This is a genomic window from Sphingopyxis sp. SE2 (genome assembly GCF_032227185.1).
In the GTDB taxonomy this organism is placed as follows: Bacteria; Pseudomonadota; Alphaproteobacteria; order Sphingomonadales; family Sphingomonadaceae; genus Sphingopyxis.
Map to the genome: position 1 here is coordinate 1 of NZ_JAPMXW010000002.1, position 14,628 is coordinate 14,628.

A 14,628-nucleotide genomic window follows, 5' to 3' on the forward strand; every position below is an offset into this window, starting at 1 on the left:
ACAGCGTTCGGCCCTACTCGACCTACCGACTGACGAAGCGGCGCTGCTGCGCCATTATATTCTGGCAGACGATGACCTGATTCATATCGACCGGCGTCGCCGACCGGAGAACCGCATCGGGTTCGCCCTGCAGTTGTGCGCGCTGCGATATCCAGGCCGGACCCTTGCTCCCGGCGAACTGATCCCCCACACCGTATCTGCCTTTCTAGGCGCCCAGCTTGGCATCGCTGGCGAGACGCTCGCGGCCTATGCCGTTCGACGCCAAACCCGCCACCAGCACATGGAGGCGCTGCGCCGTATCTACGGATACAGAATGTTCCCCGGACGGGGACCGTATGCCAGGGCTTTCCGCGACTGGCTTCTCGCCGAAGCCGAGCAGGCACGCTCAAACGACGACCTTGCCCGGCGCTTCATTGCCCGCTGCCGTGGAACCATGACCATCCTGCCGGCGATCACGACAATCGAGCGTTTGTGCGCGGACGCGCTCGTCGCCGCCGAACGTCGGATCGAGAAGCGGATCGCGGCCCGTCTCGATCCCGTCGCCTGTGATGGGCTCGACAGACTGACTACCGAGATGCTGCCGGGGGCGATCAGCCGCTTCATCTGGCTGCGCCGGATTGAGCCGGGCAACAACTCCGCCGCGGCGAACCGGCTGCTCGACCGACTCGAGTTCCTGCGCGCGATGAACCTCAATGATGGTTTACTTGCCGGTGTTCCACCGCATCGCGTCGCCCGGCTACGCCGGCAGGGCGAGCGCTACTTCGCCGATGGCCTGCGCGACCTCGGCGCCGATCGGCGCCGCGCTATCATGGCGGTCTGTGTCATTGAATGGGCCACTGCGATGGCGGATGCGGTGATTGAAACACATGACCGGATCGTTGGCCGCACCTGGCGCGACGCGAAGCAACTGCATGACGCGCGGGTCGTAGAAACCAGAGGCGCTACCACTGCGACTTTGAACGGCTTCACTGCACTCGGTCAATCATTGCTCGAAGCGCATGGCGACGGCGCGTCGCTGGAAGATGCGGTCGCGCGCGGGGCGGGATGGGAACGGCTCACGAGCCTCGTCGCTACGGCCAAGACGTTGACGGACACCTTGGGCGACGATCCGCTGGCCCATGTTGATCAGGGGTATCACCGCTTCCGTCGGTATGCCCCGCGCATGCTGCGATGCCTCGACCTCAAAGCTGCGGCGGTTGCACGGCCTTTGCTGGACGCGGCTACCGTCATCGCTACCAAGGGCGCAGTTCCGGCGGCCGACGATTTCTTGCGCCCAAATTCCAAATGGCGGCGACAATTGCGGGCGAAGGGCGATGATGATGCCCGCCTCCGGGAAGTCGCGGTCATGTTCCACTTGCGCGACGCGCTGCGCTCGGGCGACATATGGCTCGATCGCTCGCATCGGTATGGTGACCTGCGCCACGTCCTCGTGCCGACGGCGGTCGCGCATGCCGCGAAGCTAGCGGTCCCGTCCGACCCGTATGTCTGGCTGGCTGACCGCAAGGTGCGTCTCGCCGATGGCCTTGCCCGGCTCGGTCGCGCCGCGCGCAGCGGTACAATTCCGAAAAGCAGCATCGAGGACGGCACGCTGCGCATTGATCGCCTCACCGCTGACGCGCCGGATGGGATCGAGGATCTGGTGCTCGATTTGTATCGCCGGCTGCCGCCCATCCGCATCACCGATCTCCTGCTCGAAGTCGATACCGCGCTGGGTTTCACCGATGCCTTCACGCATCTGCGCACCGGCGTGCCGTGCGGAGACCGGATCGGCCTGCTCAACGTCCTGCTCGCCGAGGGCCTGAATTTGGGCCTGCGTAAGATGGCAGAGGCTTCCAACACTCACGACTATTGGCAACTCTCCCGTCTCGCTCGCTGGCACGTCGAAAGCGAGGCGATCGACCAGGCGCTGGCCAACGTGGTCGCGGCGCAAGGGGCGCTGCCGATGGCCCAGGTCTGGGGTATGGGCAGATCCGCATCGGCCGATGGCCAGTTCTTCCCCGCCGCACGGCAGGGCGAGGCGATGAATACGATCAACGCCCGCTACGGCAACGATCCCGGCATCAAGGCCTATACCCACGTCAACGACCGCTTCGCGCCGTTTGCATCGCGGACCATTCCAGCCACGGTCAGCGAAGCACCTTATCTACTCGACGGGCTGACGATGAATGAGGCAGGGCGACGGATCGAAGAGCAGTACGCCGACACTGGCGGGTTCACCGATCATCTGTTCGGGATCAGCGCGATGCTCGGCTACCGCCTTGTACTGCGCATCCGCGACCTCCCATCCAAACGACTGTACGTGTTCGACCCTGCCGCGACGCCGAGCGAATTGCGCCCGCTGGTGGGCGGCAAGGCGCGTGAGGCGCTGATCGTTTCCAACTGGCCCGATCTGTTCCGCTGCGCCGCCACCATGAGCGCTGGACAGGTCGCGCCGAGCAGCATCTTGCGCAAGCTCGCCTCCTATCCGCGCCAGAACGATCTTGCCTCCGCGCTGCGCGAGGTGGGCCGGATCGAGCGGACGCTGTTCATCATCGAATGGATACTCGACGTCGGCATGCAGCGCCGTGCACAGGTCGGCCTCAACAAAGGCGAGGCACATCATGCGCTGAAAAATGCCCTGCGCATCGGCCGTCAGGGCGAAATCCGCGACCGCACGACGGAGGGTCAGCATTACCGGATCGCCGGCCTCAACCTGCTCACCGCCATCATCGTCTACTGGAACACCCTGCACCTTGGCCATGCCGTTGAGGCCCGGCGCCGCGAAGGGCTCGATACCCCCGACCATCTTCTCGCCCATATTTCGCCGCTCGGATGGGCACACATCCTCCTCACTGGCGAGTACCTTTGGCCCAAGGACGCCGGCGCTTAGGGTGTCATTCCGCCCTCAGCCGGAACCGACCCCGAGATCGGCAAGATCGAACGGACCCTGTTCATGCTGGACTGGCTTGAAAATCCCGATCTGCGCCGGCGATGCCATGCCGGCCTTAACAACAGCGAGCAGCGCCATGCCCTGACGCAAGCGATCTACACCTTCCGCCAGGGCCGCATCATCGACCGCAGCCATGAAGCTCAACAATATCGGGCATCAGGCCTCAACCTAGTCATCGCGGCGATCGTCTATTGGAACACGATCTACATGGCCGACGCCGCCCAGCATCTGCGATCGGCAGCGGCCCCGGTCCCCGATGATCTGCTTGTCCATACGTCGCCGGTTGGCTGGGAGCATATTGGGGTCGGTACACAGAACGGACCCAGATATACGCTCTCATGACTGCCATCTGCGTTACAAGGCGAGTTTACGCGTCCGCTGGCCTTTGGGCTAGCGGTGAATTTGGCATGGCCGGAGTGCCGCGGGCTCCTGATCGACGACGATTGATCACGCTCTCATCCGCGGATTGATTACCGCAATACCCGTTTCCGTCGCTGGACCTTCCTCACTCTAAGCACGGGCATCGGACTTGCCTGCCCCAACGTACACCGAGGATTGCCCATCACAGTCGGGCGCCCGCGACACACCGGCCATGCCTATGTCGCCAAAGGCCAGAGCCCAAGCTCTACCCCTGGCGGGTCAGACCGCCACCACCGGTTGCACGCGACGGGCGATGTCCCAGGCGAAACCCACAAGTTCACGGGCGATCGCCGTGTTGACCTTGGGTTGCGGCTTGCCTGTCGCCGAGAGGCGGCGGAACCGCTGGCATAGCCGCACCTGAGCCTTCCAACCGATCGCCTGAATATCTTCGGGAAGATCCGCAACGCGATCCCGGTAACGTCGCTCTTCGCGGGCAGGAAGTCGATAGGTCCATCCCGCCTCGACCAGCATGGTGCGGGCATGAGCGTTTCCGGCGCGCGTGATCCGGCCACGCTGAACTCGCGCGCCACTCGAATATTCCGACGGGACCAGCCCGAGGTAAGCCATCAACTGCTTGGGGTTCTGAAACCTCGTCAAGTCGCCGACCTCCGCGACCAGGGTTGCCGCGACAATCAGGCGAACACCGCGAAGGGCTTGCAAACTGCGAACCAGCGGTGCGAACCGCCAGCCATCGACCGCTTCGACGAGCGCCGCCTCGAGGCGTGCAGTTCGTGCCTGCGCCTCCAGGACACGACGCTTGGCCTCCTCAAAAGCCAGTTGCTGATGCGCGAAATCGAAACGTTGCTCCGACAGCCAGCGCCAGTAGGTTTTGGTCCATGCCGACTTTCCGGAAAATCTGCGATCATGGCGAAGCAGGAAGCTGCGCACCGATTGCTTGGCAGCCGAAGTGTCTTCCTGCGCCGACCGCCGCGCACGGATGAGATCGCGGATTGCCTCATGAGCTTCATCCGGCACCCAGATCGGGGCCAGCTCTCCGGCGCGGAGCAGGCGCGCCAGCGTCATTGCATCGCGCCGATCGGTCTTGATCTGGTCACCAGGACGTCTCGGCATCATTGAGGGGGAAATGACAATGCAGGGTTGCCCCTGTCGGGTCAGAAGGCGCTGCAGGCCGTAGCCGCAAGGTCCCGCCTCGTAACAAAAATCAAGGGTGATGCCAGGTCCAGCCAGACGCTTGACCATACCGCGTACGGCATCGTCTTCATTCGGGATCGTGCCATGAAAGCGAACCTCGCCGCCGCGTTCGCCCTCCGCCACGGCCACCGCGATCGTCTCCTTGTGCACGTCCAGCCCGATGTACTTCAATCTCTTTGCCATCGATCATCTCCGTTGCTGACCCTCCGCAGGTGAAGCATCGCAGATCAAAGCCCTCATGGCTCAGGCAGTCATTGGGTCTAAGGTTTTGCCGTGCCTTCGACGGCGCGCATCTGGCGAAGCGGTCTGAGCGCGGTGGATGGCGCATCGGGATCGGTCCAGAGGTAATCGCCGGTGAGATTGATATGCTGCCAACCGAGCGGTGATAGGTGTTGCAGCAGGTCCGGCGGGACCGGCCGGCCGAGGTTGGCGAGATGCATCCGGGCGGCTTGCAGGTAGGTCGTGTTCCACAGGACGATGGCACCGGCGACGAGGTTCAGCGCGCTCGCCCGATGGCTTTGGGCTTGCAGCGCATGATCGCGGATACGGCCGATGCGATGGAAGAAGATGGCGCGTTTCAGGGCATTTTCCGCTTCTCCCTTGTTGAGTTCGCGGGTGGCGCGGCGACGCTGTTCGGGCTGCTCGATCCAGTCGAGCGTGAACAGGGTACGCTCGACGCGACCGATCTCGCGCAACGCCAGTGCCAGGCCGTTGGCGCGTGGATAGGAGCCGAGCCGTTCCAGCATGATCGAGGCGCTGACGACGCCTGTGCGGATCGAGGTTCCCAGTCGCAGCACGTCGTCCCAGTGTGCCTCGATCAGACCTTCGTCGATGCGGCCCGCGACCAGCGGCGCAATATCGGGGCCGGGTTCGATGCCGTTAAACAGGTGCAAACGGCGTGCGGCGATATTCGGGATACGCGGCGCGAACCGGAACCCAAGCAGATGACATAGCGCGAACACATGGTCGGAGACGCCCCCGCCATCGACGTGATGCTCTTCGATGTGCAGATCGGCGCCGTGGTGGAGCAGCCCGTCGAGCACCTGTGCCGCCTCGCTCGCCGAAGCGGAGATAACTGTGGAATGGAACGGCGCGTAGCGATCCGAGACGTGGCTGTAAAAGGAGACAGCCGGCTCTGTCCCCTTGTGCGGATTGACTGCGCCGGTTGCCTGGGCGCGGCGGTCGAGCGGAAAGTTCTGACCGTCTGAGCTGGACGAGGTGCCGGACCCGAACAGCGCGGCCAGCGGCGCGGTGTGTTGGGCGTCGACAAGCCGGGCGAGCGCGCGACCGTAGGTTTCCTCGCGCAGATGCCACGAGGCGAGCCAACCGAGTTGGCGCTGGGTCACGAGATTGCAGGCTTCCGCCATGCGCGTATGGCCCAGATTGGTGGCATCGGCGAGCACCGCCGTGAGGATCGCACGTGGTTCATCCGCGGCACGGCCACTTTGCAGATGCGTGAAGCACTGGCTGAACCCGGTCCATCGATCGACTTCGGCAAGAAGGTCGGTGATGCGGATCGCGGGCAGATGCGCATAGAGCGGCGCAAGGGCGGTATCGGATTCCTCGGGAGTAATCGCCTTCAAGGGCGAAATCCGCAGCCTGCCCAAGCTGAGCTGCACGTCTTCCAGCGCGTCCGTCTCCGCCTTTCGCTCGACCTCGGCCAATCGACGGGCGAGGCGGGCGCGTCGTTCGGCCAGCCAGATATCGGCCGTATCCGGTGCCGGTATCGGCAAGGGGCCGGCCGCGCGCATGTTGGCGAATACGGGGGCAGGAATGAGTTGCTGCTCGACAGCACGATAGCGTCGGCTTCCCTCGACCCACATGTCGCCGGCGCGAAGCCGGTCGCGAAGCTCGACCAGCACGCACAATTCATAGATCCTGCGATCGGGAATGCCGGTGCCGATCGCCCGACGCCAAGCTTGCCGGATGAAGCCGACTGGCGTGCCTGCAGGCAATTTGCGCAGATGACCAAAATGAAGGTCGCGCATGATCGCGACCGCTCGCGCGAGCGCATGGCAGGCTGGCACCGCCCCGAATGTGAACGAGGCGATGAACGAGGGACCGACCTGTCGGAGGACGGGGTAATTGGTCGCGGCGACCGCGACGGGATCGACCGAATCGGGGCGGATCAGCTTGCGGGCTTCATCGACCTCGCGGCCGAGATCATTCCATCCGATCGCTGCCTCGACCGCAGCGCCGATATCGCCACCTGATATCTTGGCGGCGAGCAAGGCAGCGCCGAGTTGGGCAAGCAGCCGGATTTTGCCGTTGATGGTGCGCCGGTTGCGCTTGAGTGTCGTGTCCGCGCTGTTCTGTTCGCGCCGGAACATCTGCCCAAGCAGGCGATCGAACATCAGCACCGCATCGTCGGTGAGGGTAACGATGGTTTCGAGGATGGTCGCCACCAATGTGGCGCGACGCCGCGTCGCTTGCAGCGTCCGAACATGTTGCGCGGTCAGCCGCACGCCTTCCTGGCACAGGCGTCGGAGGCGCTCGGGATGGACGCCTACGGCGATATCCGGATCGATCCCGATGGCCCGAAGCAGTGTCAGTCGCTCGATGATGGCGGCGAATGTCTTTCGGCCGGGCTTGCCGGGTGACTGCCGCACCCAGGCCAGATCGCTCAAGTTCGTGCCTGTGTGGGGCAGGAGAAGCGCATCGAGCAGCCGGCGCTGTCGAGCATCGAGTCCTCGGGTCAGATGCTCGGCGACATGGCGTTCGGCATCGAGCAACGCCTGTGCGACCATCCGCTCGACCGAACTGATGCCCGGCACAATGATGCGCCGTCGCCGGCACTCATCCAGCATCACGCGCGCCAGCCTAGCCCCGCTGGTCGTCGTCAGCGCGATCGGCAGGAGCCATTCCTGCAACGTCGTTCGCAGCGGCCGACTGAGCGGCATGAAGCCGAATGCATCGCGCAGTGCATCGAGCTGTTCGTACCGGGTCGGGCCGCGCGTCGCGTAGTCGGCCAGCACCTCGGGTCCGACCTGCAATTGCTCTGCGACGAACGCGAGCGGCGTATCAGGGATCAGTTCACCGGGTCGCAGGAAACGGCCAGGATAGCGCAGCGCGCAAAGCTGGATCGCGAAACCCAGCCGGTTATGCGGTCGCCTCCGGCGGACGATGATGGCCAAGTCGTCCCGGCTCAATGTCCAGTGCTGGACGAGCAGGGTTTCGTCGTCGGGAAGCGCGAGCAACGCCGCGCGTTGCTCGTCCGACAGGACGGCGCGACGCGGCATCGGCTTAGACCTTGGCCGGTGCGGTCCAGCCGATCCGGGCAAGCGTGCCGAGAAGGGTCGAACGCGGCACCTTGAAGGTCCGGCAGACGGACGCCTTGCTGGCCCCGCCATCCAGCGCGGCGGTGATCCGCTCGAGCGTTTCGGCGTCGATCATCGGCGGGCGGCCACCTTGGCGTCCCCGGCGTTTGGCAGCAGCCAGTCCCGCCATCACCCGTTCGCGCGTGAGCGCACGCTCATATTGTGCCAATGCACCGAACAGCGAGAACAGCAATTCGCCGTGCGGCGTGGTCGTATCCATCTGCTCGGTCAGCGACCGGAACGCGATGCCGCGCGCCTTCAGATCGGTGACGATCGTCAGCAGGTGCGGCAGCGAGCGTCCGAGCCGGTCGAGCTTCCACACGATCAGTGTGTCGCCCGCGTTCAGATAGTCGAGGCAGGCTTTCAGGCCTGGTCGGTCGTCGCGCGCGCCGGATGCCTTGTCGGTATGGAGATGCCGATGATCGACCCCGGTTGCGACGAGCGCGTCCCGCTGGAGATCGACCGTTTGGCGGTCATCGGTCGTTGACACCCGCATATATCCGACCAGCATGTACGACAAACCCTCGAAAGCATGTTTTCGAACACCCTATCAAAGCGACAGGGTTTGTCGATCGTTATGGGCTGAGGCGGGTATGGTTCGGCAAAAGCGCAGGTCCGGAGCGTCGCCTATCACCTGTTTGCCGTCACGCGTCTGCTGTCCGTATGGACGCAAGTAGAAGGCACGCTGATGCCGCAAGAAGCACCAGGTCCTTCAACAGGAACTGTCCGGTTCCGGCCGAAATCGCCGGGAACCCGCCAGCGGTCGGCTCGGCGACGCCAGGCGTGCTCAGGAAAAACGTCAGTGTCACGGCATAAGTCAGGCATGACATCGCCGCGCCGAGAGCGGAGGCCGTCTTGTTGAAAGCACCGATAATCAGCGCAGCGGCCGTCGCGAGCTCGACGGTGCCTATAAAATAGCTTCCACCCTGCACCCCAAAAACGGCCGGAATCCAGCTCATGATCGGACTGTTCTTCATCAATGGCGCGATGCCCATCGCTTCATAGCTCGTGAATTTCATGCAACCGAACCAGAGAAAGATGACCACCAGCGCCCAGCGCAGCAACGCGAGAGACCCGCGAGAGCCGGTCGTCTTTTCAGCTATGTGTAATGTCGAAAACATGGTGCCTCGCTTTCATCATGGCGCATGACCTGCCTTCATGCTTAGACAGGCGTGATATATGCGCTGCGCATACACTATACGCCGTCAATGAATGAGGCAACCCTTTGAACGTACTCTCGGACCGGCTCGTCAATCTGTTCGGCGCCCTCGCAGTGGGCATCACCGATCGAATTAAGAAGGCGGCATTCGACCCGACGATACCCGGCGGTGGCGAAACCACCGCGGCGATCGTCGTCATCGGTCACGCGACCGGTCTTTCGATCGACGAATTAGGACGGGTGCTAGGCTTGTCCCACGCGGGGACGGTGCGGCTTGTCGATCGATTGGTTGCAGCCGGGTTCGCCGTTCGATCCAAAGCGCTACGGGACCGTCGTGCAGTAGCGCTGATGCTCACTGAGGCAGGCGAGACTCGCCTATCTGCGATCCTGCAACGAAGAAACGAGACTTTATCCGAAATCCTTAGCCATGTCTCGAATGCTGACCGCCTCGTGCTGGAACGTATTGCCGAGACAATACTTGCGCAGATGTCTGACGACGCTGTCTCGGCGCTGACGATATGCCGGCTCTGCGACGAGAGGCGATGCTACAACTGTCCGATGGATGCCTTTGGAATGCTGGAGTCGTCGACGCATAGAGTCGACCCATAAGTGCGCGCAGAGACGCTTAGACCCAATGACTGCCTGAGCCATGAGGGCTTTGATCTGCGATGCTTCACCTGCGGAGGGTCAGCAACGGAGATGATCGATGGCAAAGAGATTGAAGTACATCGGGCTGGACGTGCACAAGGAGACGATCGCGGTGGCCGTGGCGGAGGGCGAACGCGGCGGCGAGGTTCGCTTTCATGGCACGATCCCGAATGAAGACGATGCCGTACGCGGTATGGTCAAGCGTCTGGCTGGACCTGGCATCACCCTTGATTTTTGTTACGAGGCGGGACCTTGCGGCTACGGCCTGCAGCGCCTTCTGACCCGACAGGGGCAACCCTGCATTGTCATTTCCCCCTCAATGATGCCGAGACGTCCTGGTGACCAGATCAAGACCGATCGGCGCGATGCAATGACGCTGGCGCGCCTGCTCCGCGCCGGAGAGCTGGCCCCGATCTGGGTGCCGGATGAAGCTCATGAGGCAATCCGCGATCTCATCCGTGCGCGGCGGTCGGCGCAGGAAGACACTTCGGCTGCCAAGCAATCGGTGCGCAGCTTCCTGCTTCGCCATGATCGCAGATTTTCCGGAAAGTCGGCATGGACCAAAACCTACTGGCGCTGGCTGTCGGAGCAACGTTTCGATTTCGCGCATCAGCAACTGGCTTTTGAGGAGGCCAAGCGTCGTGTCCTGGAGGCGCAGGCACGAACTGCACGCCTCGAGGCGGCGCTCGTCGAAGCGGTCGATGGCTGGCGGTTCGCACCGCTGGTTCGCAGTTTGCAAGCCCTTCGCGGTGTTCGCCTGATTGTCGCGGCAACCCTGGTCGCGGAGGTCGGCGACTTGACGAGGTTTCAGAACCCCAAGCAGTTGATGGCTTACCTCGGGCTGGTCCCGTCGGAATATTCGAGTGGCGCGCGAGTTCAGCGTGGCCGGATCACGCGCGCCGGAAACGCTCATGCCCGCACCATGCTGGTCGAGGCGGGATGGACCTATCGACTTCCTGCCCGCGAAGAGCGACGTTACCGGGATCGCGTTGCGGATCTTCCCGAAGATATTCAGGCGATCGGTTGGAAGGCTCAGGTGCGGCTATGCCAGCGGTTCCGCCGCCTCTCGGCGACAGGCAAGCCGCAACCCAAGGTCAACACGGCGATCGCCCGTGAACTTGTGGGTTTCGCCTGGGACATCGCCCGTCGCGTGCAACCGGTGGTGGCGGTCTGACCCGCCAGGGGTAGAGCTTGGGCTCTGGCCTTTGGCGACATAGGCATGGCCGGTGTGTCGCGGGCGCCCGACTGTGATGGGCAATCCTCGGTGTACGTTGGGGCAGGCAAGTCCGATGCCCGTGCTTAGAGTGAGGAAGGTCCAGCGACGGAAACGGGTATTGCGGTAATCAATCCGCGGATGAGAGCGTGATCAATCGTCGTCGATCAGGAGCCCGCGGCACTCCGGCCATGCCAAATTCACCGCTAGCCCAAAGGCCAGCGGACGCGTAAACTCGCCTTGTAACGCAGATGGCAGTCATGAGAGCGTATATCTGTGCCCGTTCTATGTCCTGACCCCATATTGCCTTTTCCGGCGATTTCCTCTGGGATCGAGCCGCCGCTTCCGCTGGCCGCAAGGCCCTCAATCTTCCGCCGGACAGCCGCGCCGCCTAAGCGTTCCTCGGTTGTTCTCCCTTAGCGTTGTTTAGCGTACCTTCCACGCTATGCCCTCCGCCCGGCCCGGTGCTTGCCTATGTGGGCCGGCAACTCGGCGTCTCGCCGGAAGCTTTTGCCGACTATGCCCATCGGGACCAGACCCGCCGCGAGCATCTCGTCGATATCCGACGATCGCACGGGTTCAGGGCTTTCGATCGCCAAGCGTTTCGTGAAATCGTGGCCTTTTCGATCCCGATCGCGCAGACCATCATCCGCCCGGGCCAAATGGCAGGGGTTATTGTCGACGAACTCCGGCGTCGACAGATCCTCCTGCCTTCCCCGTCGATTCTCGAAGCGGTGCTCCGAAGGGCTCGCCAGCAAGCAGAGCAGCTTACCTATGAAGTGCTCACAAACGGCCTGCAACCCGACACGCTACAGGGTCTGGACGATCTGCTGGCCCGACGTACGGGGGAAACCGCGACATGGCTATCCTGGCTGCGCAACGCGCCACAGTCGCCGGCAGCGCGCAACATCCTGCGACTGATCGAACGGCTTGCCTCTATCCGCGCGCTGGGCCTCGATCGCGCTCGCGCCGACATGATCCCGGCTTCGACTTTTGACAGGCTGGCGGACGAGGGCAGCCGCATCACGCCCCAGCACCTTGGCGAACTCAATGCCCTGCGCCGACACGCGACGCTGGCGGCAACCGGCATACGGCTTGAGGAAAGCCTGACCGACGCGACCCTGACGATGTTCGACAAGCTGTTGGGCAGCATGGTGCGCCGCGCCGAGAACCGGACCCGCGATAAAGCCCTCAAGACGGTGCGGGAACTGCAGGGCCATCTTCGGACACTCACGGGGTCTTGCCGCATCCTCATCGACGCGCGCACCAAAGGCGTGGATTCGCTGGCGCAGATCGATGCCCTGGACTGGCAGCGCTTCGCCGTGGCGGTCGAGCAAGCCGAAGTGCTCGGCCGACCCGAAACCGTCGATCGCACCGCTGAACTGATCGAGCGGCATCGCACGGTGAAGCTCTTTGCCGGCGCTTTTCTGAATGCCTTCGAATTTCGCGGCGCCGGTGCGGTGCAGGGGCTCCTGTCGGCGCTGACGATTATCGCGGAGCTATACCGGACCGGCAAACGCCGCTTGCCTGATGGCGTACCGCTGCGCTTTGTGCCGTCAGCATGGCGGCCGTTCGTCCTGCGGGACGGTATCGTCGATCGTGCCGCTTATGAGCTATGCGCCCTTTCACAGCTACGCGAGCGGTTGCGAGCCGGAGACATATGGGCCTCTGTGCATTGTAGGGACACGGATTCACGGTAGGCATCGACGTCAGGGGTAGCGAACTATTTGCGCAGGTTCTCGATGCCAAGTTCGCGCCACATCCAAGTGAAGTCGTAGGTGGCCATCGGGTCGTTCGCGTCGAGTTGGCTGCTGCTGCGGTTTTCGAGATGCTTGAGCCACCCGGCTACTCGGTGCCGGCCTGCGGCAGTTTGAACGGCTGCGCGCGGGGTGATGTCGCCGAGCATGCCGACGGGTTCATCGAGCGTCGCGCGGTACTGACGGTCGAGCATGGCATGGATGAGCGGGGTTGCAACCTCTGGCGCAATGGCGGGTGCCGGTTCGGATGATGTCAGCCCCTCGGCCCGCGCCGCCATGGCCTGTTCGACCGTCTCAATCGTGGTCAGCGGCGAGCCGACCAACCCGGCGAGCGCATCGTTGATAAGCGTGGTGCCGCGTTTCGCTCGCTCGGCCGAGGTGACGGCGAGCATCAGGGCGCGGCCTTTCAATTCGACATTGCCGAGCACCGGGGTGCCGTCCGCCATCGTCACACCCCACGCCATGCGCCCGGTGCTTTTCGCTTTTCCGTTCGGTTTCTCGCCCAGCCAGTTCCAAAAGTGCGTGGTTTCCCGCTGAAGCGCAGGGAGAGTATCAAGCCGCTCGCCGACCAGCGCCTGGGTCACGCCGCGTGCGAAGGGAAAGCGCACGCGGTGGAACATCACCTCCTCGCCATCACTGTTGTGCAGCGTGGGGATGGACGCCGGTCCCATGGTCCTGGGAACGACATCGAACAGCCATGCCGTGCTGATGAGGGCCGGAAGTGCAGCCAGATCGTCGGCGTCTAGGTTCAACGCGGTTTGCGGGCTGCGCTTGCCCTTCGAGCGCCGTAGATCGGCGACGATCGCCTCGGCCGCCTCCATAGTGAACGACAGCACGCCCCCCGACAGGAGGTGCTTGCCTCCGACCTGCACGACGCGGGCACCGATCCTGTCCCATTGCTTCAGCGTCTGCGAGGCGCTGCGCTCGGATACTCGAAGCGGCTCGCTGCCCTGGATCAGGTCACGCACAAGGAAGCCGCTCCCGGGCTCGACCTCGCTCACCTCGTGGAGGCTCATCACCGACGATCGGAGGGCACGCAGGTAGATTTTGGTCGGGCCGCTCTCGTTCCAGCCCCGGCGCCGAATATAGTCATCAACGATGTTCCGGTCCCCGGGTTCGATGGTGCGCGTGAGCAGATCCTCGAACGCGCATCCCCACAACACGCCGGCCCAATGATCGCCGACGATGTCCGCCAGCTCGTCCGCTTCGAAGTCGAACTCCTCCATCGCCAGCCCGAGATGATCGCCGAGCGCCTCGCCCAGATGCTCGCCCCAGGCCGGCGAGGTGGCGAACTTCATGACGCCGGACAGATCGTGACCACGCTTCATGCCTGTTCCCTCTGCTGCTGACTGAATTGCTGGCGGTGCGCGGCGACGATGCGCGAGACGGTGGGTTCGCTGACGCCGTAGAGCCGCGCCATCTCGGCACCGGACTTGCGGCCGGACGTGACGGACTCGGCGATTTCGCGGCGCTGCTTGTCGCCGAGCTTGGGCCGACGCCCGCCGATCCGTCCTTCTGCGCGAGCCTGGGCAAGGCCGGCGCTGGTACGCTCGCGGATCATGGCCCGCTCAAACTCGGCGAAGCTTCCCACCATCTGCATCATCATCCGCCCTGCCGCGGTGGTGGTGTCGATCGCCTCGGTCAGCGAACGAAAGCCCGCTCCCGCGTGCTCGATCCGCTCCATGATGTGCAGCATGTCCTTCAAGCTGCGCGACAGTCGGTCGAGCTTCCAGACGACGACGACATCTCCCTCGCGCAACTGGCCGATCATCTCCAGAAGCTTGGGTCGGTCCCACCGCCCACCGCTGGCGGTCTCCTCGAACATCCGCTTGCAGCCGGCGGCATCGAGCGCGCGCCGCTGCGCGGCGTTCGACTGGTCGTCGCCCTTCGATACGCGGGCATAGCCGATCAGATAGGGTTCGCGCGTCATCTGCGTCTCTTTCACAAACGGCCGTATCCGGAGGTGGAAACAGGATGCACCAATTTCCGCAGCCTTGGGCCTTTCACAATCCTCTTTCATTAAGCGGGCAAAA

9 protein-coding genes and 2 pseudogenes are annotated in these 14,628 nt (G+C 63.6%); 5 read left to right on the forward strand and 6 right to left on the reverse strand.

Annotated features, from left to right (window positions below):
• The coding region (locus tag OVY29_RS20560; RefSeq protein WP_313912089.1) for a Tn3 family transposase at positions 1–2,869 on the forward strand (2,869 nt) is incomplete at its 5' end.
• Positions 2,870–2,902: 33 nt separating this feature from the next.
• A pseudogene (locus OVY29_RS20565) lies at positions 2,903–3,235 on the forward strand (Tn3 family transposase); the annotation flags it as partial.
• 333 nt (positions 3,236–3,568) lie between these two features.
• On the opposite strand, the gene OVY29_RS20570 reads toward OVY29_RS20565, so the two are convergent.
• The 4 genes from OVY29_RS20570 to OVY29_RS20585 all read right to left on the reverse strand — a co-directional run bounded on the left by OVY29_RS20570 (position 3,569) and on the right by OVY29_RS20585 (position 8,939).
• Positions 3,569–4,684: an IS110 family transposase gene (locus tag OVY29_RS20570; RefSeq protein WP_075151936.1), complete on the reverse strand. Its 1,116-nt coding sequence runs from the start codon at positions 4,682–4,684 to the stop codon at positions 3,569–3,571.
• 77 nt (positions 4,685–4,761) lie between these two features.
• A complete protein-coding gene (locus OVY29_RS20575) occupies positions 4,762–7,740 on the reverse strand; it encodes a Tn3-like element ISMpo10 family transposase (RefSeq protein WP_012449407.1) in 2,979 nt (992 codons plus the stop codon).
• A gap of 4 nt (positions 7,741–7,744) precedes the next feature.
• Entirely contained in the window at positions 7,745–8,329 is a 585-nt protein-coding gene (locus OVY29_RS20580) for a recombinase family protein (protein ID WP_010339849.1), read from the reverse strand.
• Positions 8,330–8,462: 133 nt separating this feature from the next.
• Positions 8,463–8,939, reverse strand: coding sequence for a YkgB family protein (locus tag OVY29_RS20585; RefSeq protein ID WP_010339850.1), 477 nt, complete (start codon positions 8,937–8,939; stop codon positions 8,463–8,465).
• A 104-nt stretch (positions 8,940–9,043) separates the two neighbouring features.
• On the opposite strand from OVY29_RS20585, the gene OVY29_RS20590 reads away from it, so the two are divergent.
• The 3 genes and pseudogenes from OVY29_RS20590 to OVY29_RS20600 all read left to right on the forward strand — a co-directional run.
• Positions 9,044–9,586, forward strand: coding sequence for a MarR family winged helix-turn-helix transcriptional regulator (locus tag OVY29_RS20590; protein WP_010339851.1), 543 nt, complete (start codon positions 9,044–9,046; stop codon positions 9,584–9,586).
• Positions 9,587–9,683: 97 nt separating this feature from the next.
• A complete protein-coding gene (locus OVY29_RS20595) occupies positions 9,684–10,799 on the forward strand; it encodes an IS110 family transposase (protein WP_075151936.1) in 1,116 nt (371 codons plus the stop codon).
• A gap of 491 nt (positions 10,800–11,290) precedes the next feature.
• Positions 11,291–12,532 (forward strand): annotated as a pseudogene (locus OVY29_RS20600) (DUF4158 domain-containing protein); the annotation flags it as partial.
• Between the two features lie 29 nt (positions 12,533–12,561).
• Here OVY29_RS20600 and OVY29_RS20605 read toward each other — a convergent pair.
• Positions 12,562–13,923 (reverse strand): hypothetical protein, encoded by a 1,362-nt coding sequence (locus OVY29_RS20605; RefSeq protein ID WP_313911833.1) that lies wholly within the window; start codon positions 13,921–13,923, stop codon positions 12,562–12,564.
• Positions 13,920–14,525, reverse strand: coding sequence for a recombinase family protein (locus tag OVY29_RS20610; RefSeq protein WP_099185149.1), 606 nt, complete (start codon positions 14,523–14,525; stop codon positions 13,920–13,922). The genes OVY29_RS20605 and OVY29_RS20610 overlap by 4 nt, the downstream gene beginning before the upstream one ends.
• Between the last annotated feature and the right edge of the window lie 103 nt (positions 14,526–14,628).